Below are 26941 nucleotides of genomic sequence, written 5' to 3' on the forward strand. Positions count from 1 at the left end.
GTCGTCCTTGAAGAGGTCGGGCCGGTTGGTACGAGGGCGGGGCGCGGGGTGGTCAGCCCTTGGTCGCGCCCGCCGTCATCCCGGCGACGAGGTGACGCTGGGCGAAGAGGAAGAAGAACGCCGCGGGGATGGCGATGAGGATGGAAGCGGCGCTCATCGCACCCCAGTTGGAGGTGTACTGGGTGACGAAGGTCTGCAGGCCGCCGGCCAGCGTGAGGTGCTCGTCGCCGACCATGAAGGCGGAGGCGTAGGCGACCTCGCCCCAGGCGGTGATGAAGGCGTAGAAGCCGGTGACGGCGAGGCCGGGCTTGGCGAGCGGCAGGATCAGGCGCCAGAAGGTGCCGAAGGGGTTGAGCCCGTCGACGCGGCCGGATTCGTCGATCTCGACCGGGATGGTGTCGAAGAAGCCCTTCATCATCCAGGCGCAGAACGGCACGGCGATGGTGAGGTACGTGATCACCAGGCCGAGCGGCTGGTTGAGCAGCCCCAGGTCGCCCATGAGGTTGTAGAGCGGCACGATGAGGATGGCCATCGGGAACATCTGCGTGATGAGCAGGGTCCACATCAGCGGCTTCATTCCGGGGAACTTGAAGCGGCTGACGGCGTATCCGGTGGTGGCGGCGATGAACACCCCGAGGACGGTGGTGATGCCGGCGACCAGGACGGAGTTGCCGAACCAGGTGAGGAAGGAGGTCGACTCCACCAGGTAGCGGTAGTTGTCGAGGGTCGGTTCCTTGACGAAGTCCGTGGAGATGGCGTGCTTCGCGGGCTTGAGGGAGGTCAGCAGGATCCACAGCACCGGGAAGACGGCGATCACGGCGGCGAAGGCCAGGGTGCCGTGCAGGCCGGCGGAGGCGAGCGCGGAGCGCTTGCCGCGGGGGCGGGCGGAGCCGTCCTTCGCGGCACCGGCGGAACGAGCGGAGTCGGTCGTCGTCATGGTCACCACACCTCTCCCTGCTTGCGCAGCGAGCGCCGGTAGACCAGCGCGAACATCGTGAGCAGCAGGAGGATCAGTACGCCCCAGGTCGCCGAGACCGCGAAGTCGCGCGGGCTGGTCACGAACGCCTCGCGGAAGGCCTGGGTCACCAGGATCTCCGTGGAGTCGCCGGGGCCGCCCCGGGTGAGCAGGAAGATCACCGGGAACATGTTGAAGGTCCAGATGGTGGAGAGCAGGATCACGGTCATGCTGACCGTGCGCAGTCCCGGCAGGGTGATGTGGCGGAACCGCTGCCAGGGGCTGGCCCCGTCCATCTCGGCCGCCTCGTAGAGCTCGCCGGGGATCGACTGCATGCCGCCGAGCAGGGCGACCATCATGAAGGGGACGCCGAGCCAGACGTTGACGGCGATGACCGCGATCTTGGCCCAGGTCGGGTCGTCGAGCCACGGGACGGCGGAGATGCCGCCGCCTTCGAGGATCTTGTTGAGGATGCCGTTGTCGCGGTTGAAGAGGAACCGCCAGGCGAAGACGGAGACGAATCCGGGGACGGCCCAGGGCAGGATGAGCGCCATCCGGTAGGCGGCGCGTCCCTTGAACTCGCGGTTGAGCAGGGTGGCGAGGCCGAGGCCCAGCGCGAAGGTGACCGATACGCAGGCGACGGTCCACGTCACCGTCCACACCAGCCGCTGCAGGAACACCGGGTCGGCGAGGACCTCGGCGTAGTTGTCGAGGCCGATGAACTGGTACGTGGCCTCGATGTGGTTGACGCCGATGGTCCGGCTGACGTTGCGCTCGGTGGCGTCGGTCAGGGACAGGTAGACGCCGCGGACGAGCGGCCAGCCGATGATCACGCCGAGCACGAGCACCACGGGGGTGATCATGGCCCAGGCGTACCAGTGGGTGGCCAGGGCCCGCTTCAGCCCGGGGCGGTTCTTCCCGCCGGCGTTTCCGTCAGTCCTGCGGCTCCGGCCGCGGACGGCGGAACCGGCGTCAGGGCCGGTCTCGCCGTCCGCGGCCTTCGCCACCGACTGGCTGGTGTGAGCAGCCATCTTTTCGTTACTTCCAGCCCTTGAGGATCTTGCGGAATTCGGCGCCGGCCGCCTTGGCCGCGTCCTCGGGGCTCGACGCCCCGGTGATCGCCTTGGTGTATTCGACCTTGAGCGGCTCGAAGAGGGATCCGTTCTCCGGGATCCAGGCGCGCTCGACGGCCTTGTCCACGGCCGGCTTGAAGAACTGCACCATCTCGCTGGACTTGACGTCGGGCTGCTCGTAGGCGGCCGTCCGGGTCGGGAGCAGGCTCAGCTCCTTGGCGGACTGGACCTGCACCTCCTGCGAGGTCATGTAGTCGACGAAGGCGTTCGCGGCGGCGATGTTCTTGGAGCCCGCGTACACGGCCAGGTCGTGGCCGCCCTGCGGGGCGCCCGCCTTGACGGAGCCGGCCGGGACCGCGGCGATGCCGAGGTTGGCCTTGTCCTTGAACTGGTCGCCCGCGTAGCTGTCGGCCACGGCCCAGGGGCCGTTGATCATCATCGCGGCCTCGCCCGTCTTGAAGGCGGTCTGCATGTTGGTCCAGCCGTCGGTGGCGTTGGTGATCGCCGCACCCGAGGTGACCAGGTCGCGGGCGGCCTTGAAGGCCTTGACGCCCGCCGCGTTGTCGACGGTGACCGTCTTGGTCTTCGCGTCGACGAGGTCGCCGCCCTCTCCGTAGATGAGGGGGAGGAACCAGTAGGAGTCGTCGCCGCGCAGGTAGAGGCCGGCCTTGCCGGTCTTGGCCTTGATGGCCGCGGCGGCGGTCTTCACCTCTTCCAGCGTCTTGGGGGGCTGGACGCCGGCGTCGGCGAGCATCTTCTTGTTGTAGAAGAGGCCCATGGTGTCGATGACCTGCGGGACGGCGTAGGTCTTGCCCTCGTACTTGCCGCTGGCGGCGGCCTGGGGCAGGAACTCGGCGTCGACCTTCTTGGCCGTGTCGGCCGGGACCTCGGCGAGGTAGCCGAGGGAGGCGAAGTCGGCGACCCAGCCCACGTCGGCGCGGATCACGTCGGGGGCCTCGGAGCCGCTGCTGAAGGCGTTCTTGACCTTGTTCTGCGCGTCGCCGTAGGGAACGTTGACGTACTTGACGGTCACCTTGGGGTGCTTGGCGGTGAACGCCTCGGCGAGCTTCTGGAAGGACGCCTTCTCGGCGTCGTTCGAGGTGTCCCACCACGTGACCGTGCCGGAGAGCTCCCCGTCGGCCTTGGCGCCGCTGTTGCCGCCGTCCTTGGTGTCACCGCCGCAAGCCGTCGCCGCGAGCGCCAGAGCCGCGACCAGCGCGGTGGCCGCTATGCCACGCCGCATATGAACTCCTTCGATGATCCCGGCCGCGCCTCGCGTCCCGAGTTGCCGAGAACGTAACAAGCCTGAAAGCCGACCGAAAGACCTTGCGGGAACTTTCTGCAAGAAGGGGTGATCGTTACATCCGTGTGTCCGGACGGTTGCCGCAGCTTGCTGTTAGTTCGAACCCTCTTCGACTGTCCGGGCCCGCAACCAGGGGGCTCGTACGCGCGTTGACCCGATATGACCCACGAGTTGACCGCCTCCCGGCTTGCAAGCGCTTCCAGCAACGCCACCACGAGCGGCGGCTGGTGGCGCGATGCCGTCATCTACCAGGTGTACGTGCGCTCCTTCGCCGACAGCGACGGCGACGGCGTCGGGGACCTGCGCGGGATCCGCGAGCACCTGCCCCACCTGGCCCGGCTCGGGGTCGACGCGGTGTGGCTGACCCCCTTCTACGTCTCCCCGCAGGCGGACGGCGGCTACGACGTCGCCGACTACCGGGCCGTCGACCCCCTCTTCGGGGACCTCTCCGACGCCGACGAGCTCATCCGGGCCGCGCACGCCCTGGGGCTGCGGGTGATCGTGGACGTGGTCCCGAACCACACCTCCGAGCAGCACGTCTGGTTCCGGGCGGCGCTGGCCGGGGAACCCGGGGCCCGCGAGCGCTACCACTTCCGCCCCGGCCGGGGGCCCGCCGGGGAGCTCCCGCCCAACGACTGGGAATCGGTCTTCGGCGGACCCGCCTGGACCCGGACCCCGGACGGGGCCTGGTACCTGCACCTCTTCGCCCCCGAGCAGCCCGACCTGAACTGGGAGAACCCCGAGGTCGCCGAGGAGTTCTCCGCCGTCCTGCGGTTCTGGCTCGACCTCGGCGTCGACGGCTTCCGGGTGGACGTGGCCCACGGCATGGTCAAGGCCCCAGGCATGCCGGACATCGGCCGCGGAGCGCAGGCCACCCTGATCGGCACCGAGCCGCTCCCCTTCTTCGACCAGGACGGCGTCCACGAGATCCACCGCTCCTGGCGGCGGCTGCTCGATTCCTACGAGGTCCCGCGCATCGGGGTCGCCGAGGCCTGGGCGCCCACCTCCGAGCGGCTCGCGCTGTACGTCCGCCCCGACGAACTGCACCAGGCCTTCAACTTCCGCTTCCTGGAATGCCCGTGGGACACCGGCGCGCTGCGCACCGTCATCGACGAGTCGCTGGCCGCCACCGCCTCCGTCGGCGCCCCGACCACCTGGGTGCTGTCCAACCACGACGTCGTGCGCCACCGCACCCGCTACGGCAGCCTGGCCCGGGCGCGGGCGGCCGCGCTGCTGATGCTGGCGCTGCCCGGATCGGCGTACGTCTACCAGGGCGAGGAGCTGGGCCTGCCCGAGGTGAGCGACCTCCCGGACTCCGCCCGCCGGGACCCGGCCTTCGCCCGGAGCGCCGGGCAGGACGGGCTGCGCGACGGCTGCCGGGTGCCGATCCCGTGGTCCGGCGAGGAGCCCCCGTACGACTTCGGGCCGGCCGGGAGCTGGCTCCCGCAGCCGGCGGGCTGGGGCGGGCTCAGCGTCGCCGCGCAGACCGGGGACCCCCACTCCACCCTGGAGCTCTACCGGGCCGCCCTGGAACTGCGCCGGGCTATGCCGGGCCTCGGGGCCGCGGAGGCGGGGGTCACCGGGGACGAGCCCGGAATGCGGTGGCTGCCCGCGCCCGAGGGGGTGCTGCTCTTCACCCGCCCCGGCTTCGCGTGCACGCTCAACACCCGCCCGGTCCCGCTCGAACTGCCCTCGCCCGGACGCCCCGTCCTGTCCAGCGCCCCGGTGGAGACGGACGGCCGTACCGTCCGGCTTCCCCCCGATTCGTGCACGTGGTGGTCATTGTGAACGTCCGACCGGTACAGTCCAATCCCGTGACCGCACGGCTAGCCGACATCGCAGCCCAGGCGGGGGTCAGCGAAGCCACAGTCAGCCGCGTGCTCAACGGCAAGCCCGGTGTGGCCGCAGGCACCCGTGAATCCGTGCTGGCCGCGCTCGACGTGCTCGGGTACGAACGCCCCGTACGCCTGCGCCAGCGCAGCGCGGGACTCGTCGGCCTGATAACCCCCGAGCTGGACAACCCCATCTTCCCGGCGCTCGCCCAGGTCATCGGCCAGGCGCTGACCCGGCAGGGGTACACCCCGGTGCTGGCCACGCAGACGCCCGGCGGATCCACCGAGGACGAGCTCGTCGAGATGCTCGTCGAGCGCGGGGTCTCCGGGATCATCTTCGTCTCCGGACTGCACGCGGACACCACCGCCGACATGGGCCGCTACGACCAACTCCGCGGCCAGGGCGTCCCGTACGTCCTCATCAACGGCTTCTCCGACAAGGTGCAGGCCCCCTTCGTCTCCCCCGACGACCGGGCCGCGATGCAGCTCGCGGTGACCCACCTGACGGCGCTCGGGCACACCCGGATCGGGCTGGCCGTCGGACCCAAGCGGTTCGTGCCGGTGCTCCGCAAGATCGAGGGCTTCCGCCTCGGCATGAAGGAGCGGCTCGGACTCGGCGAGGAAGAGGTCGAGGAGCTGATCCAGCACTCCCTCTACACGCTGGAGGGCGGGCAGGCCGCCGCGTCGGCGCTGATCGCGCGCGGCTGCACGGCGGTGGTGTGCGCGAGCGACATGATGGCGCTCGGCGCGATCCGGGCGGCCCGGCAGCAGGGTCACAGGGTCCCGCAGGACGTGTCGGTGGTCGGCTTCGACGACTCTCCGCTCATAGCGTTCACGGACCCGCCGCTGACCACCATCCGCCAGCCGGTACAGGCCATGGGCCAGGCCGCGGTGCGGACCCTGCTGGAGGAGATCGGCGGTACGCCGGCCCCGCACAGCGAGTTCGTGTTCCTGCCCGAGCTGGTGGTCCGCGGCTCCACCGCGTCCGGACCGCAGCAGGGCCGCGGGGGCGCGCGCGCCTGAGGCGCGGGGGGGCCGAGGCGCGGGGGGGCCGAGGCGCGGGGGCCCGAACCGTACCCGTCGCGCCTTCCGCACCGACTCCGCGGGGGCCGGAATGGCCTCGTGAGCGTCTACGGAGCAGACGGCGACCTGATCCGCAACGGGAAGCTCCGGCCGGACGCCCGTCCCCGGGGAGGCCGGGGACCGACCCCCATCCATCCCCTAGGGACGCACGGCCTCCGGTCGTCCTCGAGGCGGAGAGGCTGCGGCCAAGACCGTCCCAAGGGATGATCGGAGGCGAGTCCGCATCTGGCAGACTCTTTTCCTATGGGTGAAGCGAGCGTGAAGACACTGGATACCCGGACGGACGTCTCGTCATCCCCCGTGACCGAGAACCAGGACCGCCCGGAGTCGTCCGAGCGTGCCGTGCTCTCCAGGCTGCGCGTGCCGCGGCGACCCCGGATCTGGTTCGAGGTCCTGCTGATCGCGGTCAGCTACTGGACGTACTCGCTGATCCGCAACGCCGTGCCCGAGCAGAAGGCCGCCGCGCTCGCGAACGCCGACTGGATCTGGAAGGTCGAGCAGACCCTCGGCATCGCCGTCGAGGAGAGGGTCAACCACGCCGTCAATTCGGTGACCTGGCTCGTGGTGAGCATGAACTACTACTACGCCACGCTCCACTTCGTCATGACCATCGGCGTTCTGGTCTGGATCTACCGCTTTCATCCCGGGCGTTACGCGGCCACCCGGCTCGTCCTCTTCGCCACCACGGGCGTCGCCCTGGTCGGCTACTACTTCTACCCGCTCGCGCCGCCCCGGCTGATGAACGGGCAGAACTTCATCGACACCGTGCTGGTCCACCACACCTGGGGCTCCATGGCCTCGGGCAACCTCAAGCACATGTCGAACCAGTACGCCGCCATGCCGTCCATGCACATAGGGTGGTCGCTCTGGTGCGGACTGACGATCTTCGCGGTCGCCTCCGCCCCCTGGGCCCGGATCCTGGGCCTGCTCTACCCGACGGCGACCCTGGTCGTGATCGTGTCCACCGCCAACCACTTCTGGCTCGACGCCCTCGGCGGCATGCTCTGCCTGGCCTTCGGCTACGCCGTCTCCCGTGCCTGGTACGGGTCCCTCCCGCACCGGCTGCCGCGCCGGCCGGAGGAGACCGGCCGCCACCCGCTGGCGGCGGCCCTCCTGAACCACCCGGCGCTGGCCCGCTTCCAGCGCTGAGCCGCGCGGCGGATTCCGGCCCCGCCCGGCGCCCCCGCTCAGCGGGCCCGCCCGTCAGCCCGACACCGCCCGGTGCGTGATGCGACCGCCCGACATGGTGAGCCGGACCGGCGCCCCGGCCAGCTCGTCCGCCGGGGCGTCCACCGGGTCCACGCCGAAGGCGGTCAGGTCCGCCCGGTAGCCGGCCGCGATCCGGCCCGCCACCGTTTCCTCCCCCGCCGCCAGCGCGGCGTGCGAGGTCATGCCCTCCAGGGCCATCGACCCGCTCAGGGCCGCCCCGGTCCAGGCCCCCGTACCGGCCGAGGCCGCGCCGCGCGGGCTGCGGGCGGTGGCCAGGACCTGGCGGGCGTCGTAGTGGGCGATGGGCCAGTCCGAGCCGAGCGCGAGCACCGCACCGGCCTCCCGCAGGTCCCGGCAGCGCCAGGCGCGGCCCGCCCGCTCCTCCCCCAGCCGCTTGGACCACTCGTCGCTGTGGTCGGCCCGGGTGTACGCGGTGTGCGGCGGCTGCATGGAGGCGATCACCCCGAGCTCCGCGAACCGCTTCAGCTGGCCGTCCGGGACCGTCTCGATGTGCTCGATCCGGTGCCGCATCCGGCCCCGCGCGCCGAGCGACTCCACGGTGTCGAGGACGTGCCGGACCGCCGCGTCCCCGATGGCGTGGGTCGCGGTGCGCACCCCGGCCGCGTCGAGGACCCGTACCGCCTCGGCGTAGGCACGCGGGTCGGGCCAGAAGGCGTCGGTGCCCCGGCCGTGGCAGTCGGCGTGCTCCAGCCAGGCGGTGCCGCCCTCGACGGTGCCGTCCATGAAGAACTTCACCCCGCCGACCTTCCAGTGCCGGCCCGCGAGCCGCTGGAGCTCGATCAGCTCCTCCAGGTCCTCGGCGGTGGCGCCGGGCATGCACCAGGGCGAGAGGTTCAGCCGCAGCGGCAGGTCGCCCTCGTACTCGGCGGTCGCGAGCAGGGCGGGTACGTCCCCGTCGCCGAGGTCCATGACGTGGGCGCCGGTCAGGCCGGTGGCCGCCATGTCGCGGAGCAGCGCGGTGAGGCGTTCCCGGCGCTCGGTGTACGTGGGCTTCGGCGCGAGCGAGCCGACCAAGTCCATCGCGGCGTGCTCGACGAGGTGGCCGGTGGGCCGCCCGTCGGAGTCGCAGACGATCTCGGAGCGCTGGGCGAAGGCGCGCGGGCCGGTGATCCCGGCGGCGGCCAGGGCCGCGCCGGAGGCGAGCGCGGAGTGGCCGTCGTAGAGGCGCAGGAAAGCGGGGGCCCCGGCGAGGGCCTCCTCGATCAGGGCCTTGTCGACGGGGCGGCCGCCGAAGGCGTTGTGGTCGAGGCCGAAGCCGGTGATCCAGCCGCCGGGGCCCCGCTCGGCGGTGCGCAGGGCGGCGCGGAGCTGGTCGAGGTCGGTGACGGCGGAGAGGTCCGTACCGGTCGCCATCTCGATGCCCCAGACGGGGTGGCTGTGGGCGTCGGTGAGGCCGGGGGTGAGGGTGGCGCCGCCGAGGTCGACGGTCTCGGTGCCGGGGCCGCGCCAGTCGCGGACGTCGGCCTCGTCGCCGACGGCGACGATCTCGCCGCCGAGGACGGCCACCGCGCGGGCCTCGGGGCGGGCGGGGTCGAGGGTGCGGACGCGGGCTCCGGTGAGGACGGTGTCGGCAGCGGGCACGGCTCTACTCCTTGCGGGGGTTCGGGCTGGTCGGGCTGATCGGGCAAGTGCGGGTCGGGCTGGTCGGGCTGTTCGGGCAAGTGCGGTTCGGGCTGGTGCTGTTCGGGCGGTACGGGTGCTGCGGGCTACGCGGACGCCACGGGAGCCGCCGGCTCCCCGTGCGCTGCCGGTGCCGCAGGTCCGGCTTCCCCGGCCGGCTCCTCCGCGAAGCGGGCGTAGACCTCGGGCCGGCGGGTCTTCAGGCGCTGGGCGAGGGCGAGCCCGGCGAGGAAGACGGCGGGCACGAGGGCCACGAGGAGGGTGTTGACGGTGGTGGAGGCCATGGTGAAGAGGGCCACCTTGGAGACGACCAGGCAGATCGCGACGGCCAGCAGCACCGCGGCGATGACGGGCGCGATCAGGGTCCGCCAGGGGCCCTCGTCGTGCCGGGCGCGGTGGAAGTAGACGGGTACGGCGATGGCGGCGAGCAGCATCAGGGCCATGAGGCCGATCATGCCGGGTGTGTTCACCCAGAGCAGCAGCTGCTGGTATGGGTCGGCTCCGGCGAGGGCGAAGCCGAGGACGATCACGGCTCCGAGGGCGGTCTGCGCCGCGCCGGCGAGGTACGGGGAGCCGTGGCGCGGGTGGATCCGGCCGAGGGCGGCGGGCAGGACGCCCTCCTCGGCGAGGGCCAGCGCGTACCGGTTGATGGCGTTGTGGAAGGCGAGGAGGGAGGCGATGACGCTGGTGACGATGAAGACGTGCATCAGGTCGGCCGCCCAGGGGCCCACGTAGGTGGTGATGGCGGTGAAGAAGAGCCCGGCGGGGTCCTCGGCGGCCGCGGCGAGCACCTCCTCGGAGCCGAAGGCCTGGATGACGGTCCAGACGATGAAGGCGTAGAAGAGGCCGAGGAAGGCGACGGCGATGTAGGTGGCGCGCGGGACGGTCCGGTCCGGGTCGCGGGCCTCGCGGCGGTAGATGACGGTGGACTCGAAGCCGGTGAACGCGGCGAAGGCGAAGGCCAGGACGGCCGCGGTGCCGGGGACGAGCACCGCGCCGGGGGCGAAGGATCCGAGGGAGAGGCCGTGGGCGCCGCCCTTCAGCAGGACGCCGCCTGCGAGCAGGACGAGGATCCCGGTCTCGGCGACGAGCAGGACGCCGAGCAGTTTGGCGCCGAAGTCGATGGAGCGGAAGCCGCCGTACCAGACGAGGAGGAGGCCGGCGAGGGAGACGGGCAGCCACGGAATGTCGAGGCCGGCCAGGGCGTGCCCGGTGTCGGCGGTGGTGGTGCCGAGGAGCCCGTAGACGCCGATCTCCATGCCGTTGTAGCCGATGAGGGCGAGCAGCGCGGCGCCGATGCCGACGCGCTTGCCGAGGCCGCGGGCTATGTAGGCGTAGAAGGCGCCGCCGCTGCGGACGTGGCGGCTCATGGTAGTGAAGCCGACGGCGAAGACCGCGAGGGTGAGCCCGGCGAGGAGGTAGCCGGCGGGGGCGCCGATGCCGCCGAGGAGGATCGCGACGGGGGCGACGCCGGCCATGACGGTGAGCGGGGCGGCGGCTGAGACCACGAAGAAGGAGATGTCGGCGGTACCGAGGGCGCCGCGGCGCAGGTCGGTACCGGTTCTCGGCGGCTCGGGCGTTTCGGGCATGCGGGAGCACCCTTCTGCGAACGGCAGGCTGCGGGGAGACAAAACCTAAAGGCTTTCGGTTTGCGGCAATGTAGCCTCCGGTTTTGACGTACGGGAAGACCTGACGGCGGGAGAAATACGATGGCGCGGCCGCGCACCCCACTGCTCGACCGGGAGCGGATCGGCGCTACCGCCCTGCAACTGCTGGCCGAGCAGGGCGAGTTCAGCGTCCCCCAGATCGCCCGGGCGCTCGGGGTGCAGACCGGGTCGCTGTATCACCATGTGGACGGCCGGGCCGGGGTGATCGAGCTGATCCGGGAGCGGGTGTGCGCCGGGATCGACGGCGGGCCGCTGTCCTCGCCGGAGCCCTGGGACCGTTCCCTGGAGGCCTGGGCCCGCTCGTACCGGGCCGCCTTCGCCGCCTACCCGCGGGCCATCCCGCTGCTGATGACCACCCCGGTACGAGCGCCCGCGGTGCTCGCGCAGTACGAGCGGGCGGTCGCCCTGCTCCTACGGGCCGGGTTCGCCGCGGAGCAGGTGATGCCGCTGCTCACGGGCCTGGAGAACCTCGTCCTGGGCTCGGCCCTGGACCTCGCGGCCCCGGACGCCATGTGGGAACCGACCCCGGGCACCCCGCTGCTCGCCCGGGCGCTGGCCGCCCAGGGCCCGGGGCGCGCGGAGGCCGCCTTCGAGGTGGGCCTGACGGCGTTCCTGGCGTACGCGCGGGGGCTGCGCGACGTGGCGGGGGCGGTCGTGGAGGCGGGGCCGGTCACGGGGGTGGTCACGGAGGCGGACAGGACTTGAGCAAGTACCCCCGCCCCCGGTGAGTACGCGTACTCACGCGGCGGGCCCGGCATGATCAGAGACTGTCCGCATGACCCGAACCCATGGCTCCACCAGCACGTTCTCCCGCTCCTCGCGTCGCCGGCCGCTGCTCCCCGTCGCCCTGACGGCCCTCGCCGTGCTGGCGCTCGGCGCGTGCGGAACCGCGAAGGCGACCGGCGGCGGCGAGCCCGCAGCCCCGGCCGCGCCCGCCGCCTCGGCCACGCCTGCGGCTTCGGCCGCGCCCGCAGCCGCTGCCGCGAAGCCCATGGGAAGCCTGACCTCTCCGGCCCTCGCGGAGATACAGGCGCACATCGCGCAGTCGTGCCCGGCTCCGGGCACCCTCCAGGAGGGTCCGCCGAGCCCGCGGCCGGCGCCGCCCGGCGCGGAGGCGCAGAACCCCGGGGTCACCCCGATCACGCCCACGGCGGGCCCCATGGTGGAGCTGGACACCCGCGACTGGTGCGCGGGCGTCAGCCACGAGTCGCAGGTCTACCTGGCCGTCGAGAAGATCGCGGAGCCCACCCCGGCCAAGGTCAGGGCGGCCCTGAACGCCGCCGGCTACCCCGACGACCGCATCCACGGCCTCGAGCAGTCCGGCGCGACCACGCACTTCCTCCTCGACCTGCGCGAGAACGGCGGACGGCTCTGCGTGGAGGGCTCGGTGGGCGGCGGCGAGGAGCCCGTCACGGACAAGTGCGTGGCCCCCGCGACCGGCCCGTTCACGGCCAGGGGCACGCAGTACTGACCTCCGCGCCGACCTCGGCACTGGCCTCCGCGGCCACGGACACGCGCCCCGCGCCCGGCGGCGGGACAATGGTGGCGAGACGCGGAGCCGACGACGCGGCTGCCCTCGCGGAGAGGCGGGACCTCGTGGTGGAGTACATAGCCGTGACCGCCCTGAGCCATGTCGGGCTGGTCCGCGAGCACAACGAGGACAGCCTGGTCATCGGACCGTGGACGCTGTGCGGGACCACGACCCGGAGCCCGCAGACCCTCCTCTTCCCCCTCGGCAGACCGCTGGTGGTCGCGGTCGCCGACGGGCTCGGCGGACAGCCGGCCGGCGAGGTCGCCAGCGAGCTGGTCGTCCGGGAACTCGCCCTGCTCGGCCCCACGCTGGACGGCGCCGAGGCGGTCGAGGACGCGCTCAACCTCTGCAATCGCGCGGTGCACTCCGCCGCCGCGGGCCGTCCGGAGCTGACCTCGATGGGGACCACGGTCGCCGGGACCCTGGTCATGCCGGAGTCGCTGTTGTCGTTCAACGTGGGCGACAGCAAGGTGTTCCACGTCTCCGCGGACGGATTGCGCCAGGTCAGCGTGGACGACAGCCCGCCGCCGCTGCCCGGGCACCGCACGACGTCGGCCGTCACGCAGACCCTCGGCGGGAGCCGCGCCGAACACGTCCTCACCCCGCACGTGGCCACGTTCCCGCTGGCCACGGGCGACCGCTACCTGGTGTGCACCGACGGGCTGACCGACCCGGTGCCCGACGAGGCCATCGACGAGGTGTTGCGGACGCACGACGACGGCAAGGCCGCGTTCGAGCTGTGGCGGGCCGCCATCGAGGCCGGCGGCCCCGACAACATCACGCTGGCACTGGTGCGCATCGGCGCCTGAGGGGCGGCTAGGCCTGGTTCAGGGTGGCCGCGGCCTCGCGCTTCGACTCGTCGTACGCCTCGCGCGCCCGCTGCACGTCCGCCATGCGCACCCCGGTCCACTGGGCGAGGGCGCGGACCCGCTCGGCGGCCTCGCGGCCCATCGGGGTGAGCGAATAGTCGACGCGGGGCGGGATGACGGGCTTGGCGTCGCGGTGCACGAACCCGTCGCGCTCCAGCGTCTGCAGGGTCTGGGTCAGCATCTTCTCGCTGACCTTGGCGAGCGTTCCGATCCCCCGGCGCAGTTCGCTGAACCGGTACGAGCGGTCGAGCAGGGCGTCCAGGACGAGGACGCCCCAGCGGCTGGTGACGTGCTCCAGGACGAGCCGGTGCGGGCACATGGCCTCGGCCCGGACCAGCTTCTCGCGCATCTCACTTACTCCCATGCCAGTACCTTACTTCAAAGTGGGTACTGTCGTTTGGTTAGTGCCCACCGTACGGTGAGTACACAGCCCGGGAACGGGAAGCAAGGTCCAGATCCAGGAGTGAACCACCATGAGCATCGTCGTCACCGGAGCCACCGGAGCCCTCGGCCGTCTCGTCATCGACGAACTGCTCGCCCGGGACGTCCCCGCCGGGGAGATCGCCGCGGTCGTCCGCGACAAGGAGAAGGCCGCCCCGCTCGCCGCGCTGGGCATCGAACTGCGCATCGCCGACTACAGCGCGCCCGAGACCCTCGCCGGGGCGTTCCGTTCCGGCGACCGCGTCCTGATGATCTCCGGGAGCGAGGTCGGCCGGCGCGTGCCCCAGCACTCCGCCGTGATCGACGCGGCGAAGGCGGCCGGGGTGGCGCAGTTCGCGTACACCGGCATCCTGGGCGGCCCCGAAGCGGACTTCGACCTGGCCGCCGAGCACCGGGCGACCGAGGAGCTGATCCTCGCCTCCGGCCTGCCGTACACCTTCCTGCGCAACGGCTGGTACACCGAGAACCACACCGGCAACCTGGCTCCGGTGCTCGCGCACGGGGCCGTCCTCTCCAACGCGGGCGAGGGCCGGGTGGCCTCGGCGGCGCGGGCCGACTACGCGGCGGCCGCCGCGGCCGTGCTGACCGGGGAGGGCCACCTCGACCGGGCGTACGAGCTGAGCGGCGACGTGGCGTGGTCCTTCGCGGAGTACGCGGCGGCGGTGGCGCGGGCCACGGGCCGGGAGATCACGTACAACGCCGTGACCCCGGAGGCCCACCACGCGGTGCTCACCGGCGCGGGAGTCCCGGCGCCGTTCGCCGCGATCTTGGTCGACGTGGACCTCGCCATCGAGCGCGGCCGCCTGGCCGGCACCTCCGGCGACCTGTCCCGCCTGATCGGCCGCCCCACGACGCCGATGGCGGACACGGTGGCCCGGGCGGTGGCCACCGCCCCGAGCGCCGGCTGAAACTCCCGAGACGGGGCGGCTCGCCTCGCGTTAGGTTGACCTCATGGGTTCGTACTCGTACTACTTCTTCCGCTGATCCGCGGCGCGGACGCGGCGTCAGGGCCCGGCCCTGCGTCGCGCGTCCGCGCTGCCCGCATTCAGAAGGAGAACGTGGAAGAAGACCGAGTACCCCGAGGGGATCCCCCATGCGCTCGCGCGCCCATCAGCAGTCCCACCCGAAGCCCCAGACCCAGGCTCAGTCCCAGTCCCAGTCCCAGTCCCAGCTGACGCTGTCCGGAGTCACCAAGGCCTACGGCGACCGGGTCGTGCTCGACCAGGTGTCGCTGACCGTACGGCCCGGTGAGAGGGCCGCCGTCATCGGCGAGAACGGCTCCGGCAAGTCCACCCTGCTCCGGCTGCTCGCCGGAGCCGAGCAGCCGGACGGCGGCGAGGTCACCGCCGTCTTCCCCGGCGGCACCGGACACCTCGCCCAGACCCTCGACCTCGCACCCGGACTGACCGTCCAGGACGCCGTCGACCTCGCCCTCGCCGACCTGCGGGAGCTGGCGGCCCGCATCGGCGCCGCCGAGACCGCCCTCGGCGACTCCGGCGGCGAACCCGACCCCGCGCTCCTCGACGCGTACGGCGCACTCCTGACCGCCTACGAGGAACGCGGCGGCTACCAGGCAGACGCCCGCACCGACGCCGCGCTGCACGGGCTCGGCCTCGGCCACGTCACCCGGGGCCGCACCCTCGGCTCGCTCTCCGGCGGCGAGTGCTCCCGGCTCGCGCTGGCCTGCGTCCTGGCCGCCTCACCCGAACTCCTGCTCCTGGACGAGCCGACCAACCACCTGGACCGGCGGGCCGTCGACTGGCTCGCGGAGCGGCTGCGCACCCATCGGGGCACGCTCGTCGTCGTCACCCACGACCGGGACTTCCTGGAGCGGATCACCAGCACGGTCCTGGAGGTCGACCGGGACCTGCGCACGGTCGTGCGGTACGGGGACGGCTGGGCGGGATACCTCGCGGCCAAGGCCGCCGCGCGCGGCCGCTGGGCGCAGCGGTACGCGGAGTGGCGCGCGGACCTGGCACGCACCGAGGGCCTGGTCGCGGCGGCGGGCCGACGGCTCGACCACACCGGCAAGGACCCCGGCCAGGGCTTCGGCAAGCACCGCCGTTCCTCCGAGGCCAAGCTGTCCGGGCAGGTCAGGGCGGCCCGGACGCATCTCGAACGGCTGCACGCGGAGGCGGTGGCACCGCCGCCGGTGCCCCTGCGCTTCGGCGCCGGGATCGCCACCACCCCCGCGACCGGCTCCGGGACCGGCCCCGAACCCGCCCGCGCACCAGCCCCCGAAGGGCTGTTGCTCGAACTCTCCGGGATCCGGGTCGGCGACCGGCTCCGGCTCCCCGCCCTCACCGTGCGGCCGGGGCAGCGGCTGCTGGTGTCCGGCCCGAACGGGGCCGGGAAGAGCACCCTGTTGCGCGTCCTGGCCGGCGACCTGGCCCCGGACACGGGCACGGTGCGCCGCGCGGAGCACGTACGACTCGGCTATCTGGCACAGGAGTTGCCCCACTCCCCCACCCGGATCCCGCTGCTCTCCGCGTTCGCGGCGGGGCTCCCCGGCCTGCCCGAGGAGCACGCGGAGGAACTGCTGACGCTCGGGCTGTTCCGCGAGGAGGACCTGCCGGTACCGGTCGCGGCGCTGTCCGCAGGTCAGCGGCGGCGCCTCGAACTGGCCCGCCTGGTGACCCGGCCCGCCGACGTCCTCGTACTGGACGAGCCGACCAACCACGTGTCGCTCGCGCTGGTCGAGGAGGTCGAGCAGGCGCTCGCCGGCTACCCGGGAGCGGTGGTCGCGGTCTCCCACGACCCCCGCTTCCGCGCGGCGTTCGGTGGTGACCGGCTGGAACTTCGGGACGGGGCCCCCGCGACTCCAGCCGATGAGCACCCGACAGCAAGGCCCCGATAGCCCCAGTAACACCTACTGGGACTCGATAGGACCTTAGGAGATCTTCGTGTAGTCCCGGATCGGCTCGGTGCCGACGGCGGTCCGGTTGCCGAAGGCCCCGGTGCCCTTGCCCGCGTTCAGCCACGGCCGTCCCGCCGTGTCACGGGACAGGAGGTCCGCCTTGCCGTCACCGTTCAGGTCCCCGGCGCCGACGACGTCCTTGTAGCTGCCGCCCCAGTCCTTGAAGACCAGGGCCCGGCTCTGGAAGGTGCTGCCGACACCGTTGCCGTTCCCGGTGCCGTTGTAGCGCCAGAGCTCACCGGAGGCGTCGAGGGCCAGGACATCGGCCTTGCCGTCGCCCGTGACATCGCGCCGTACGGGAAGCTTGCGCGAGGCGGTGGTCGTGAGGTATCCGACCCTGCGGGTGACGCCTTCGGCGTCCGGCTCGTCCTGGCTGAGCGCCACGCTCGGGCGGCCCTCGGCGTCGAGGGTCATACCGAAGCCTCCGCCGTTCGACGCGCTGAGTACCGTGGGGCCGCCCAGGTACCGCCCACGAACGTGGACACCAGCGCACGGCCGTCCCAGCTCCAGGCGACGACCACGGTGCCGTTGGCGGCGAGCACGCTCTGCACGAGTAGGAATCGACCTGGGCGGCCGGGAAGCGCTGCCCTGCCGCCCAGGTGCCCTTGGCCTCCGAGCGCACGCTGTACCAAGGCGCCCCGAACATCGTCACACCGACCAGGAAGACGTCGCCGTTCGGCAGATCGATCGGTGCGTTGACGCGGTGGGCGTCCCACGGGCCGACGGGCGCGGCGGGACTCCAGGACGTGGCGCCGGGCCAAAGCGAAGCGCGCCGAGTCCCTGCCGGCACGTTCTACCCCTGGACGCACCACGCGAACGAGGAGGAAGCGGACCCGGTGGGCCCCCTCCGCCCGGACGAGCGTGCCGGCGGCGCCACGGCTCCCCCGAGAATTCGTTCGCCCCTCCGGGCAACCGAATCGCGGCGGGCGGTGGTCAAGGGGGGAGGAGGTGCCGATGCAGGCCGAGGAAGAAGCTCAGTTCGAGTCGTTCGTGGCCGCGCGCTGGGCCCATCTGGTGCGAACCGCCTACCTGTTGACGGGTGATCCCTACGACGCGGAGGACGTGACCCAGGCCGCGCTGGCGAAGGCGTACCGCTCCTGGCGGCGCGTGTCGCGCATGGACAGCCCGGAGGCCTACGTCCGCCGGATGCTGGTCACGTGCAACAGCGACCGGTTCCGCAAGCGCCGGCTCGCCGAGCGGCTGACGAGCAGCGTGCCGGACACGACGGTGCGCGACCACGCGGGCGCGTGGGCCGAAGAGCGCGGTGTGCTGATGGAGGCGCTGGCCGAACTTCCCGTCCGTCAGCGGGCGGTGGTGGTGATGCGGTACTGGGAGGACCTCTCCGAGGCCGAGACCGCCGATGTCCTCGGGTGCTCCCAAGGCACCGTCAAGAGCCAGGCCTCCAAGGCGCTGGCGAAACTGCGCACCCGGCCCGGACTGGGCCGGATCGCGACGAGGAGCAAGGGGGCGGTCCTGTGAACGTGCAGGACGACGGCGTGCAGGACGACGCCGGGCAGGACGACGCCGGGCAGGACGAAGAGTTCGAGCTGAGCCTGCGGGGCTGGATGGCCCGGGGCGCCGAGGCGGTGCGGCCCGCCGCCGTGCCGTATCCGGAGATCCTCCGGCGCGGCCGCGCCGAGCGGCGCAGCCGCAGGCTGGCGGTGGCGGGGGCGGCCCTGGTCGCGCTGGCCGTCGTCCCGGTCACGACCCTGGTCCTCACCGGGAACGGCGCCGCCACCGGTCCGACGGACGGGCCGGCGGTCGGACCGGTGGCGGCCGGCGGCCCGAAGGCGAGCGCGCCGCCGCCCACCCCGCAAGCCCCTCCGGGACCGGCCGCACCCGCGACCCCCGGGCAGCTCGTCGACGGGATCACCCTCCAGGAGGCGGCCGCCGGCCTCGAACTGTGTCTCACCGACCGCCGGCAGAACCCCGACCCGTCGGGGTTCGGGCAGGACCTGGGCAAGGCCTCCGACTACCGGATCCTGCTCGGGCAGAACAGCACCGGCAACGACAACTCCCCCGGCGACGGCCGGTACGTCGTCGCCGTCAAGGACGCCCCGCGTCCGACCCGGCTGATCTGCGCGGTCAAGGACGGCAAGGAAGGCAGGGTCGGCGGGCTCAACAGCTCCGTCGGCGACACCAAGGACCCCGGGCGCGGACTCGTCCGCCCCGACGACAACGGCGGCAGCCTCTACCGCCAGAAGCTGCGCTCCGAGGGCTCCTGGAAGCTGCCCTACCGCTGGGGCAGCATCGGCACCTTCGATCCCGGCGTCACCCGGATCACCGTCGGCTACGGCGGCGCCACGGTCGAAGCCGCCCTGGACCACGGCTGGTTCGCCGCCACCGGAATGCTGGACCGGTCCGTCACCAAGGCCCCGCGGGTCAAGGGCTACGACGCCCAGGGCAAGCAGGTCTACGACTCCGACCAGGACACGGTGTACGACAAGTCCCTCCCGTAACGGGGAGGACCAGCCGGGTGCCCGGGGCCCCGCCGCCGTACAGGGGTCGGCGGCGGGGCCCCGCCACGCACCGGCCGAAGACGGCCCGTCAGCCCGCGTAGAACAGTTCGTCCACCACGCCCCGTGCGCGGCGGGTGATGCGGCGGTAATCCTCCAGCATGTCGCCGACCGTGCCCTCCGCGTAGCCGAGGTAGCGGCCGACCGCGGCCAGTTCGCGGGCCTCCGAGGGGAAGGTGTCGCCCGCGCGGCCGCGGACCAGCATCACGGCGTTGCGGACCCGGGTGGCCAGGACCCAGGCCTCGTCCAGGATCTGCGCCTCCTCGGTGGGGATCAGGCCGGCCGCGTGCGCGGCGGCCAGGGCCTCGCGGGTGCGGGTCGTGCGCAGGCCCGGTTCCGCCCAGGCGTGCCGCATCTGGATCAGCTGGACGGTCCATTCGACGTCGCTGAGGCCGCCGCGGCCCAGTTTGGTGTGCAGGGTGGGGTCGGCGCCCCTGGGCAGGCGTTCGGATTCCATCCGGGCCTTCAGGCGCCGGATCTCGCGGACGGCGTCCTCGCCGAGGCCTTCCATCGGGTAGCGCAGGGGGTCGATCAGGTCGATGAAGCGCCGGCCGAGTTCGAGGTCACCGGCCACCGGTTCGGCGCGCAGCAGGGCCTGGGACTCCCAGGTCAGGGACCAGCGGCGGTAGTAGGCGGCGTAGGAGGGCAGGGTGCGGACCAGGGGGCCGGAGCGGCCTTCGGGGCGCAGGTCCGCGTCGATGAGCAGCGGCGGGTCGGCGGTGGGCAGCTGGAGGAGCCTGCGCATCTCGGCGATGACGCTGTGGGCGGCCTTGGCGGCCTCCTGTTCGTCGACGCCCTCGCGCGGCTCGTGGACGAAGAGGACGTCCGCGTCGGACCCGTAGCCGAGCTCGTGACCGCCGAAGCGGCCCACCCCGATGACCGCGAAGCGGGTGGGCAGGGTGTCGCCCCAGTGGCTCTGGACGGCGGCGCGCAGGGCTCCGGCGACGGTGGCGGCGGTGAGTTCCGAGACGGCCCGGCCGACCCGGTCGACCAGGGCTCCGTGGTCCTCCTCGGCCGGGCTGTCCTCCGTACCGTAGGAGCCGATGATGTCGGCGGCGGTGGTGCGGAACAGCTCGCGGCGGCGGACTCCGCGGGCGGCGGCCACGGCGGCCTCCGGGGTCTCGGCGCGGCCGACGGCGGCGAGCACCTCCTGTTCGAGCGCCTCGTGGGTACGGGGAACCAGGCCTTCGGGGTCGCCCAGCAGGGCGACGGCTTCGGGGGCGCGCAGGAGGAGGTCGGGGGCGAGGCGTCCGGCGGAGAGCACCCGGGCGAGGTTCTCGGCGGCGGCGCCCTCGTCGCGCAGGAGGCGCAGGTACCAGGGGGTCCTGCCGAGGGCGTCGGAGACCTTGCGGAAGTTCAGCAGGCCCGCGTCCGGGTCGGCGGAGTCGGCGAACCAGCCGAGGAGCACGGGCAGCAGGGTGCGCTGGATGGCGGCGGCGCGGGTGACGCCGGAGGCCAGGGCTTCGAGGTGGCGCAGGGCGGCGGCCGGGTCGGCGTACCCGAGGGCTTCGAGGCGCTGGCCGGCGGCGCGCGGGGAGAGCCGGGTCTCGCCGGGGGCGAGCTGGGCCACGGCGTCGAGGAGCGGCCGGTAGAAGATCTTCTCGTGCAGCCGGCGGACCACGGAGGCGTGCCGGCGCCAGGCCTTGTTGAGCTCGGCGACGGGTTCCGTGCGCAGGCCCAGCGAGCGGCCCAAGCGCCGCACGTCGGCCTCGTCCTCGGGGACGAGGTGGGTGCGGCGCAGCCGGTAGAGCTGGATGCGGTGCTCCATGGCCCGCAGGAAGCGGTACGCGTCGTGCAGTTGGGCGGCGTCGGTGCGCCCGACGTAGCCGCCGGCGGCGAGGGCGGTGAGCGCGTCGAGGGTGGTGCCGGAGCGCAGGGTGGCGTCGGAGCGGCCGTGCACGAGCTGGAGGAGCTGGACGGCGAACTCGACGTCGCGCAGGCCGCCGGGGCCGAGCTTCAGCTCGCGCTCGACCTGGGCGGCGGGGATGTTGTCGACGACGCGGCGGCGCATCTGCTGGACGTCGGGGACGAAGTTCTCGCGCTCGGCGGCCTGCCAGACGAGGGGAGTTATGGCGGCGATGTACTCGACGCCGAGCGCCTCGTCGCCGGCGACGGCGCGGGCCTTGAGGAGGGCCTGGAACTCCCAGGTCTTGGCCCAGCGCTGGTAGTAGGCGAGGTGGGAGGCGAGGGTGCGGACGAGCGGACCGTTTCTGCCCTCGGGGCGGAGGTTGGCGTCGACGGGCCAGATGGTGCCTTCGACGGTGGTCTCGGAGCAGATCCGCATGAGGTGGGAGGCGAGCCGGGCGGCGGCCTGGACGGCCTTGCCCTCGTCGGCGCCGGGGGCCGCGTCGCCGACGAAGATGACGTCGACGTCGGAGACGTAGTTCAGCTCGTTGCCGCCGCACTTGCCCATGGCGATGACGGCGAGCCGGCAGATCGCCGCGTCCTCGGGTGCGGCGGCGGTCGCGATGCGCAGGGCCGCGCGCAGGGTGGCGGTGGCCAGGTCGGCGAGCTCGGCGGCGGTCTGGGCCACGTCTATGGTCCCGCACACGTCGCGGGCGGCGATGGAGAGCAGACAGCGGCGGTAGGCGACGCGCAGCTCGACGGGGTCGTGGGCGCCGGCCAGCCCGTTCTCGAACTCGGGCAGCCCGGGGTGCAGATCGGCCGCCTCGTAGGTGACCAGGGCCTGCCAGTCCCGGGGGTGGCGGGCGAGGTGGTCGCCGAGGGCCTCGGAGGCGCCGAGCACGCCGAGGAGGCGGTCGCGCAGGGGTTTGGCGCTGACCAGGGTGTCGAGGAGGCCGGGCAGTTCCTCGGGGGCCTGCGCCTCGGCGATGCGGACCAGCCCGAGGAGGGCCAGGTCGGGATCGGCGGTGGCCCCGAGGGCGTCGAGGAGCACCGGATCGGCGCGTACGGCGGCCAGCGCGTCGGTGTCGAGCAGCCGGGCGGCGGCCGAGGGGTCGGTGAACCCGCTGCGCAGCAGCCGGCTGAAGGTACTGCTCCTGCGTCCCGGGACTGTCATCCCGCCGCCTCCCGCGTACGTCGGCCTGCCCTTGCCTCTGCCCTGGCCGGGCGGTTTCGCGGGGTCTCACTCGCCTTCGGCGGGTGTCGCCGTCGGCAGGGCCGCGGTTCCGCCCGGGGAGAGCCTAGCCGGATCAGTCGTTCGACTCACCGCAGGGCCGGTGGGGCGTATTGTCGGATTTTTGGCACACTTGTGCCGCAATGGGGCCCGCTCCCCGCCGACCGGCCCGGAGGACCCCGATGCACGACCCCGAACGCCCCGCCGAGGAACCTTCCGCCCGGCGCGACGACGGCTCCGGCTGCGACGGCTCCGGCTGCGACGACGGCTCCCGCGGCGACCACGGAGACGGCCGGGGCTCCCGTCCGCGCGGCGCCCGCGCCAATGCCCGTACCCGGCGGGGCCGCGCGGCGGCCCACAGGCGGCGCGGGCGCATCGTCAAGGCCGTCGGCGCCGCTGCGGTGGCCGCCGCCGTCGGGGGGATGCTGCTCTGGGGGAACGGGGCCCTCGACGCCCTCCTCCACCCTGACGGCGCCGACGGCAAGGCGGCGGGCACCTCCTCCGGGGCCGCCGACCCCGCGGCCCTCTCGGACGCCGGCCGGGTGCTCCAGGTCCTGGCGCACCCCGACGACGACCTCTACTTCATGAACCCGGACCTGCGCTATTCCATAGCGGCCGGCCATCCCGTCACCTCGGTCTACCTCACCTCCGGCGAAGCCGACGGGATCAACGCGCGCGCGGCCGAGGTGGCCGTCACCCCGCCCGACAAGGCCGCCTACGCCGAGGCCCGCCAGAACGGCATCCGCTCCGCCTACGCCCAGATGGCAACCGGCGACCGGGACAGCCCCTGGAAGCGCACGGTCGTGCCGACCGAGGGCGGCGGCCACGCCGAGCTCGACGTCCTCATCGCGAAGCCGCAGGTCAACCTCGTCTGGCTGCAGATGCACGAGGCCGGTCACGTCTGGGCGGAGCGGCCGGTCAGCCTGCACGGCCTCTGGGACGGCAAGGTCCCCCGGCTGGAGTCGATGCTCGCCTCCGGGAGCCCGGTCAAGCAGCAGTTCACGTACACCAAGGACCAGGTCGTACGGACCCTCGTCGGCATCCTGACGCGGTACGAACCGACCACCGTCCGCTCCCAGGACCCGACGCCCGGCCGGTACCCCGACGGCGGCAGGCACTACACGGACCATCAGGACCATTTCTACGGTGCCCGCTTCGTCCAGCTCGCGCTCGGCGCCTACGCGAAGGAGGTCAAGGACCGTCCGCACTTCTCCGTGCAGAACTACCTCGGCTACTTCAACGGCTGGCTCCCCAACGCCCTCGACCCCGACGAGGCCAAGGCCAAACTGAACATCCTGGACACGTATGCGTGGCTCGACCGGCAGAACCACTGCGGCAGCACCGCCGGCTGCGGGGACCTGAAGGTCGCCGACAAACCGACCGGCAACCACTGGAGCTCCTCCATCAACTACGCCCGCGGCACCGCCACCTCCTGGCTGGCCGCCGACAAGGAGCACGGGCTGTGGGCGTTCAAGGTGCTCGACGGGCAGCTCGCCCTCTGGCACCGGGGCGGCCTGCTCGGCCCCTGGAGCGGCCCCCGGCTGCTCCCCGAACCCAACGGCACCGTCATGGACCAGGGCATCTCCACCGTGACGCTGACCGACGGCCGGATCGCCGCCTTCGGCACCCGCACCTCCTTCGGCGCCAAGCCCGCCGACTACCGGCGCGAGGTCGTCTACACGGTGCAGCGGACGCCCGGCTCCGAGGAGTTCGGGGACTGGACGGCGCTCGGCACTCCGGAGACCTCCGACGAGAACTGGACCTCCGACATCAGTGCCCCCGCGGTGGCCCTCGACGGCTCCGGGCGGCTCGCGGTCTACGTGCGCGACGGCGCGTACACCCTGCGCGGGCGGGTGCGGTCCCCGGCCGGCACCTGGGGTCCGTGGGACCGCTACGGCGGCTCCGACCTGCACGGCAGTCCGGCCGCCGCGACCGACTCCGCCGGACGGCGCGTGGTTCTCGCCGCGACCACCAAGACCGTGCTGGCCTGGTCCCAGCCGAAGCCCGGCGCGCCGCTCGGCCCCGCCACCGCGACCGGGCTGCCGGCGCCGGCGCTGCCGATCACGGCGCAGAGCCGGGAGGACGGCGTACGGCTGTGGTTCCGCAAGCCGAACTCGGGCGGGGTCGCCACCGCCCTGTTCACGGGGGGCGGCGGGCTGAAGGTGACGGGCCTCACCGACCTCGGCGGGCAGGCGGGCTTCGGCTCGGTGACGGCGAGCGGCCGGCTGCTGGCCGGGCGGGCGGCGGGTGGGCGGCTGGGCTCGGACATCGGCCCGGGCCGCCCCTGGGAGCGGTCGCCGCTGATGTTCGTCGGGGCACCCTCCTCTACGCTGAACGGCAAGAGCACGGTGAACCTGGCGGTCATGGGGCTCGACGGGCGGCTGTACGTGACCTCGGCGGCGGACGACCCGAACGCGCACCTGGCTCCGTGGCAGCCGGTGGGGCCGCCGAACGACGCGCCCTGACCGCCCGGCCGGCGCCCGCGGGCACGCGACCGATCAACGCCCCCCACGGGGGCGTTTTTTGGTGGCCCGCACCCGCGTGACGTCCGTCACGTAGGAACCGCCCGCAGGCCGCACACGGGTCGGCCGTTTCGACAAATCGGAATTCACGGTGATCCGAGTGAACCAACTTGCCCGAATTGGACTCTCACTGACTGTCCGATAGCTTCACCCGGTTCTTCCTGCCGAACGACCCAAGGCGCCGCCACTCATGCCCGTATCCCGTCGACGTTTCCTCCTCGCGACCGTGGTCCCGATGCTGACCATCGGAGTCACCGGCGCGCTCGCCGTCGCCTCCGGCCAGCAGACCGCGGCCGAGGCCGTCCCCGGCACGGGCTCCAAGACCGCCGTCCAGGCGAGCGCCACCGGGGGCTCGATCGTCCAGATCGTCGCCCACCCGGACGACGACCTGTTCTTCATGAACCCGGACATCAGCCGCTCCCTGCTGTCCGGCACCCCGCTCACCACCCTCTACCTCACCTCCGGCGAGTCCGACGGCCGCAACCAGGCCAACGGCGGCGCGGCCAAGGACCCGGCGCAGCCCGCCGACCTCAGCCACTACGCGGAAGCCCGCCAGAACGGCATACGCGCCGCCTACGCGCAGATGGCCACCGGCGACCGCACCAGCCCCTGGAAGCGCACGGTCATCCCCACCGCGGGCGGCGGCAACGCCGAGCTGGACGTCCTCATGGCGAAGCCGCAGATCAACCTGGTCTGGCTGCAGATGCGCGAGGCCCGCGCCCCGCTCGCCGACAGCCCCGACAGCCTGCGCGGCCTGTGGAACGGCCGGATACCGGCGCTCCCCCGGCAGCTCACCGCCGGCACTCCGGTCAAGCTGTCGCCCGCGTACACCAAGGACCAGGTGGTGGCGGCGATATCGGGGATCCTGGAGCGGTACAAGCCGACGACGATACGGATGCAGGACCCGTCACCGGGCCGGTACCCCGGCACCGGCAGGCTCACCGACCATCAGGACCACATGTACGGGGCGCGGTTCGCGCAGGCCGCGGCCGCCTCGTACGCCGCGCGGGTCCCGGTCGGGCAGCGTCCCCGCTTCGCCGTGCAGAACTACGTCGGCTACCACAACGGCGCCCTGCCGCACACGCTGGACCCGCAGACGGTGCAGGCGAAGCTCGCCTACCTGAAGACGTACGCGTGGCAGGACCGGCAGAACTACTGCGGCTCGCCCTCCGGCTGCGGCGACCGCAAGGTCGCGGGCAGCCCGACCGGCCACAACTGGGCCCAGTCGCTGCGGTACGCCCGCGCCGACCACTCCTCCTGGCTGGTGCAGGGCACGACCGGCCGGCTGTACGCCTTCGGCGTCCTCGACGGACAGATGGCCGTCTGGACCCGCGGGGCCGGCATCGGCCCCGGCGCCGCCTGGCAGGGCCCGGCGCTGCTGCCGGGCACCGGCATCGACCCGGGCGCGACCACCGCCCGCCTCCCCGACGGGCGCGTCGCCGTCTTCGCCAGCCGCACCAGCTTCGGCACCCGTCCGCAGGACTACCGGCGCGAGATCGTCTACGCCGCCCAGTCCACGCCCGGCGGTCCGTTCGGGGCCTGGGTCGCGCTCGGCACCCCGGAGACCCGGGACGACGGCGGTACCTCCTCGATCAGCGCGCCCGCGGTGGTCGCCGGCCCGGACGGGCTGCTGACGGTGTACGTCCGCGACTCCAAGCGCACCCTGCGCGCCCGCACCCAGGAACCCTCGGGCGCCTTCGGCGGCTGGCAGCAGCTGGGGGGCGCCGACCTCCAGTCCGACCCGGTGACGGCCACCGACTCCGCGGGGCGCCGGCACGTCTACGCCGCCACCACCCAGTCGGTGCTGGCCTGGATCCAGCCCGCCCCCGGCGCACCCCTGGGCGGTCCCGTCCCGACCGGGCTCCCGGCCACCACCATCCCCCTCACCGCCACCCCGGAAGGGGCGGGTGTCCGGCTGTACTTCCGGCGCCCCGACTCGGGGGTCGTCCGCACGGCCCTGGTCACGGCGGCGCCCGGCGCGCCGAAGCCCACGGTCTCCAGCGTCACGGAGACCGGCGGCCGGGCCGGCTACGGCGCGGTGGGCGTGGCGGGCCGCCTCATCACGGGCCGCGCCGACCGGGGCACCGTCGCCGCGACGGGCCTCGGCGGTCCGCCGGCGTGGACGGAGTCCCAGATGCTCTACGCGGGCGCCCCGGCGGGCATCCAGGAGGCGGGTGGCGCGACGACCCTCGCGGTCCTCGGCCTGGACGCCGAACTCCACGTCAGCACCCCGACCGCCACCGCGAACCGCACCGCCTGGCACCGCGCGGTACCGCCGGCGTAGGCCTGAGCGGGGAACGGCGACC

The 26941-nt window shown here is 73.1% G+C and carries 20 protein-coding genes; 12 read left to right on the forward strand and 8 right to left on the reverse strand.

The features are described 5' to 3' along the window. Positions 1-52 precede the first annotated feature (52 nt). Genes ACFYYB_RS08690 through ACFYYB_RS08700 form a run of 3 tightly spaced genes read right to left on the reverse strand, consistent with a single transcriptional unit; the run spans position 53 to position 3271 of the window. Positions 53-937 carry a sugar ABC transporter permease gene (locus tag ACFYYB_RS08690; RefSeq protein ID WP_389434071.1) on the reverse strand — a complete coding sequence of 295 codons (885 nt, stop codon included), beginning with the start codon at positions 935-937 and terminating at the stop codon, positions 53-55. 2 nt (positions 938-939) lie between these two features. Further along, a complete protein-coding gene (locus ACFYYB_RS08695; protein ID WP_389434072.1) occupies positions 940-1986 on the reverse strand; it encodes a carbohydrate ABC transporter permease in 1047 nt (348 codons plus the stop codon). 7 nt (positions 1987-1993) lie between these two features. After that, on the reverse strand, positions 1994-3271 hold the full coding sequence (locus tag ACFYYB_RS08700; protein ID WP_389434073.1) for an extracellular solute-binding protein: 1278 nt from the start codon (positions 3269-3271) through the stop codon (positions 1994-1996). A 219-nt stretch (positions 3272-3490) separates the two neighbouring features. Between ACFYYB_RS08700 and ACFYYB_RS08705 the strand changes: the two genes are divergently transcribed. The 3 genes from ACFYYB_RS08705 to ACFYYB_RS08715 all read left to right on the forward strand — a co-directional run bounded on the left by ACFYYB_RS08705 (position 3491) and on the right by ACFYYB_RS08715 (position 7395). Next, positions 3491-5119 (forward strand): glycoside hydrolase family 13 protein, encoded by a 1629-nt coding sequence (locus ACFYYB_RS08705; protein WP_389434074.1) that lies wholly within the window; start codon positions 3491-3493, stop codon positions 5117-5119. 26 nt (positions 5120-5145) lie between these two features. Next, complete coding sequence (locus tag ACFYYB_RS08710) at positions 5146-6186, forward strand: LacI family DNA-binding transcriptional regulator (protein WP_389434076.1); 1041 nt, start codon at positions 5146-5148, stop codon at positions 6184-6186. 303 nt (positions 6187-6489) lie between these two features. Then, positions 6490-7395 carry a phosphatase PAP2 family protein gene (locus ACFYYB_RS08715; protein ID WP_389434078.1) on the forward strand — a complete coding sequence of 302 codons (906 nt, stop codon included), beginning with the start codon at positions 6490-6492 and terminating at the stop codon, positions 7393-7395. Positions 7396-7449: 54 nt separating this feature from the next. Here ACFYYB_RS08715 and ACFYYB_RS08720 read toward each other — a convergent pair whose 3' ends face one another. Next, the gene (locus ACFYYB_RS08720; protein WP_389434080.1) at positions 7450-9057 is read right to left on the reverse strand and encodes an amidohydrolase; all 1608 of its coding nucleotides are present in this window, start codon (positions 9055-9057) and stop codon (positions 7450-7452) included. Positions 9058-9182: 125 nt separating this feature from the next. Then, positions 9183-10685 carry an APC family permease gene (locus tag ACFYYB_RS08725; RefSeq protein WP_389434081.1) on the reverse strand — a complete coding sequence of 501 codons (1503 nt, stop codon included), beginning with the start codon at positions 10683-10685 and terminating at the stop codon, positions 9183-9185. Between the two features lie 120 nt (positions 10686-10805). On the opposite strand from ACFYYB_RS08725, the gene ACFYYB_RS08730 reads away from it, so the two are divergent. The 3 genes from ACFYYB_RS08730 (at position 10806) to ACFYYB_RS08740 (ending at position 13103) form a co-directional block, all read left to right on the forward strand. Next, positions 10806-11468: a TetR/AcrR family transcriptional regulator gene (locus ACFYYB_RS08730; protein WP_389434083.1), complete on the forward strand. Its 663-nt coding sequence runs from the start codon at positions 10806-10808 to the stop codon at positions 11466-11468. 70 nt (positions 11469-11538) lie between these two features. Then, entirely contained in the window at positions 11539-12234 is a 696-nt protein-coding gene (locus tag ACFYYB_RS08735) for a hypothetical protein (protein WP_389434084.1), read from the forward strand. 128 nt (positions 12235-12362) lie between these two features. Next, on the forward strand, positions 12363-13103 hold the full coding sequence (locus tag ACFYYB_RS08740; RefSeq protein ID WP_389434967.1) for a PP2C family protein-serine/threonine phosphatase: 741 nt from the start codon (positions 12363-12365) through the stop codon (positions 13101-13103). 7 nt (positions 13104-13110) lie between these two features. Here ACFYYB_RS08740 and ACFYYB_RS08745 read toward each other — a convergent pair whose 3' ends face one another. After that, positions 13111-13527, reverse strand: coding sequence for a winged helix-turn-helix transcriptional regulator (locus ACFYYB_RS08745; protein ID WP_389434086.1), 417 nt, complete (start codon positions 13525-13527; stop codon positions 13111-13113). 109 nt (positions 13528-13636) lie between these two features. On the opposite strand from ACFYYB_RS08745, the gene ACFYYB_RS08750 reads away from it, so the two are divergent. Both ACFYYB_RS08750 and ACFYYB_RS08755 read left to right on the forward strand, forming a co-directional pair. Further along, complete coding sequence (locus tag ACFYYB_RS08750; protein WP_389434087.1) at positions 13637-14512, forward strand: SDR family oxidoreductase; 876 nt, start codon at positions 13637-13639, stop codon at positions 14510-14512. Between the two features lie 185 nt (positions 14513-14697). Further along, complete coding sequence (locus tag ACFYYB_RS08755; RefSeq protein WP_389434088.1) at positions 14698-16461, forward strand: ABC-F family ATP-binding cassette domain-containing protein; 1764 nt, start codon at positions 14698-14700, stop codon at positions 16459-16461. 33 nt (positions 16462-16494) lie between these two features. On the opposite strand, the gene ACFYYB_RS08760 is transcribed toward ACFYYB_RS08755, so the two are convergent. After that, a complete protein-coding gene (locus ACFYYB_RS08760; RefSeq protein ID WP_389434089.1) occupies positions 16495-16935 on the reverse strand; it encodes an FG-GAP repeat domain-containing protein in 441 nt (146 codons plus the stop codon). A gap of 540 nt (positions 16936-17475) precedes the next feature. Between ACFYYB_RS08760 and ACFYYB_RS08765 the strand changes: the two genes are divergently transcribed. Together ACFYYB_RS08765 and ACFYYB_RS08770 are read left to right on the forward strand one after the other, a co-directional pair. Then, positions 17476-18000, forward strand: coding sequence for a SigE family RNA polymerase sigma factor (locus tag ACFYYB_RS08765; RefSeq protein ID WP_389434090.1), 525 nt, complete (start codon positions 17476-17478; stop codon positions 17998-18000). Next, entirely contained in the window at positions 17997-18980 is a 984-nt protein-coding gene (locus ACFYYB_RS08770) for a hypothetical protein (RefSeq protein WP_389434092.1), read from the forward strand. The genes ACFYYB_RS08765 and ACFYYB_RS08770 overlap by 4 nt, the downstream gene beginning before the upstream one ends. An 88-nt stretch (positions 18981-19068) precedes the next feature. On the opposite strand, the gene ACFYYB_RS08775 is transcribed toward ACFYYB_RS08770, so the two are convergent. Beyond that, a complete protein-coding gene (locus tag ACFYYB_RS08775) occupies positions 19069-22056 on the reverse strand; it encodes a bifunctional [glutamine synthetase] adenylyltransferase/[glutamine synthetase]-adenylyl-L-tyrosine phosphorylase (RefSeq protein ID WP_389434094.1) in 2988 nt (995 codons plus the stop codon). Positions 22057-22295: 239 nt separating this feature from the next. Here ACFYYB_RS08775 and ACFYYB_RS08780 point away from each other — a divergent pair, with 239 nt between their 5' ends. Together ACFYYB_RS08780 and ACFYYB_RS08785 are read left to right on the forward strand one after the other, a co-directional pair. Further along, positions 22296-24578 carry a PIG-L family deacetylase gene (locus ACFYYB_RS08780; protein ID WP_389434095.1) on the forward strand — a complete coding sequence of 761 codons (2283 nt, stop codon included), beginning with the start codon at positions 22296-22298 and terminating at the stop codon, positions 24576-24578. Positions 24579-24825: 247 nt separating this feature from the next. Next, on the forward strand, positions 24826-26919 hold the full coding sequence (locus ACFYYB_RS08785; protein WP_389434096.1) for a PIG-L family deacetylase: 2094 nt from the start codon (positions 24826-24828) through the stop codon (positions 26917-26919). The last annotated feature ends 22 nt before the right edge of the window (positions 26920-26941 follow it).

The sequence above is a fragment of the Streptomyces sp. NPDC002886 genome (assembly GCF_042888445.1).
Lineage (GTDB): Bacteria > Actinomycetota > Actinomycetes > Streptomycetales > Streptomycetaceae > Streptomyces.

Bases quoted from the DNA above. Each gene is read 5' to 3' on its own strand.
- ACFYYB_RS08690 (WP_389434071.1), bottom strand. From the start codon at position 937: ATGACGACGACCGACTCCGCTCGTTCCGCCGGTGCCGCGAAGGACGGC.
- ACFYYB_RS08695 (WP_389434072.1), bottom strand. From the start codon at position 1,986: ATGGCTGCTCACACCAGCCAGTCGGTGGCGAAGGCCGCGGACGGCGAG.
- ACFYYB_RS08700 (WP_389434073.1), bottom strand. From the start codon at position 3,271: ATGCGGCGTGGCATAGCGGCCACCGCGCTGGTCGCGGCTCTGGCGCTC.
- ACFYYB_RS08705 (WP_389434074.1), top strand. From the start codon at position 3,491: ATGACCCACGAGTTGACCGCCTCCCGGCTTGCAAGCGCTTCCAGCAAC.
- ACFYYB_RS08715 (WP_389434078.1), top strand. From the start codon at position 6,490: ATGGGTGAAGCGAGCGTGAAGACACTGGATACCCGGACGGACGTCTCG.
- ACFYYB_RS08725 (WP_389434081.1), bottom strand. From the start codon at position 10,685: ATGCCCGAAACGCCCGAGCCGCCGAGAACCGGTACCGACCTGCGCCGC.
- ACFYYB_RS08730 (WP_389434083.1), top strand. From the start codon at position 10,806: ATGGCGCGGCCGCGCACCCCACTGCTCGACCGGGAGCGGATCGGCGCT.
- ACFYYB_RS08735 (WP_389434084.1), top strand. From the start codon at position 11,539: ATGACCCGAACCCATGGCTCCACCAGCACGTTCTCCCGCTCCTCGCGT.
- ACFYYB_RS08745 (WP_389434086.1), bottom strand. From the start codon at position 13,527: ATGGGAGTAAGTGAGATGCGCGAGAAGCTGGTCCGGGCCGAGGCCATG.
- ACFYYB_RS08750 (WP_389434087.1), top strand. From the start codon at position 13,637: ATGAGCATCGTCGTCACCGGAGCCACCGGAGCCCTCGGCCGTCTCGTC.
- ACFYYB_RS08755 (WP_389434088.1), top strand. From the start codon at position 14,698: ATGCGCTCGCGCGCCCATCAGCAGTCCCACCCGAAGCCCCAGACCCAG.
- ACFYYB_RS08760 (WP_389434089.1), bottom strand. From the start codon at position 16,935: ATGACCCTCGACGCCGAGGGCCGCCCGAGCGTGGCGCTCAGCCAGGAC.
- ACFYYB_RS08765 (WP_389434090.1), top strand. From the start codon at position 17,476: ATGCAGGCCGAGGAAGAAGCTCAGTTCGAGTCGTTCGTGGCCGCGCGC.
- ACFYYB_RS08775 (WP_389434094.1), bottom strand. From the start codon at position 22,056: ATGACAGTCCCGGGACGCAGGAGCAGTACCTTCAGCCGGCTGCTGCGC.
- ACFYYB_RS08780 (WP_389434095.1), top strand. From the start codon at position 22,296: ATGCACGACCCCGAACGCCCCGCCGAGGAACCTTCCGCCCGGCGCGAC.
- ACFYYB_RS08785 (WP_389434096.1), top strand. From the start codon at position 24,826: ATGCCCGTATCCCGTCGACGTTTCCTCCTCGCGACCGTGGTCCCGATG.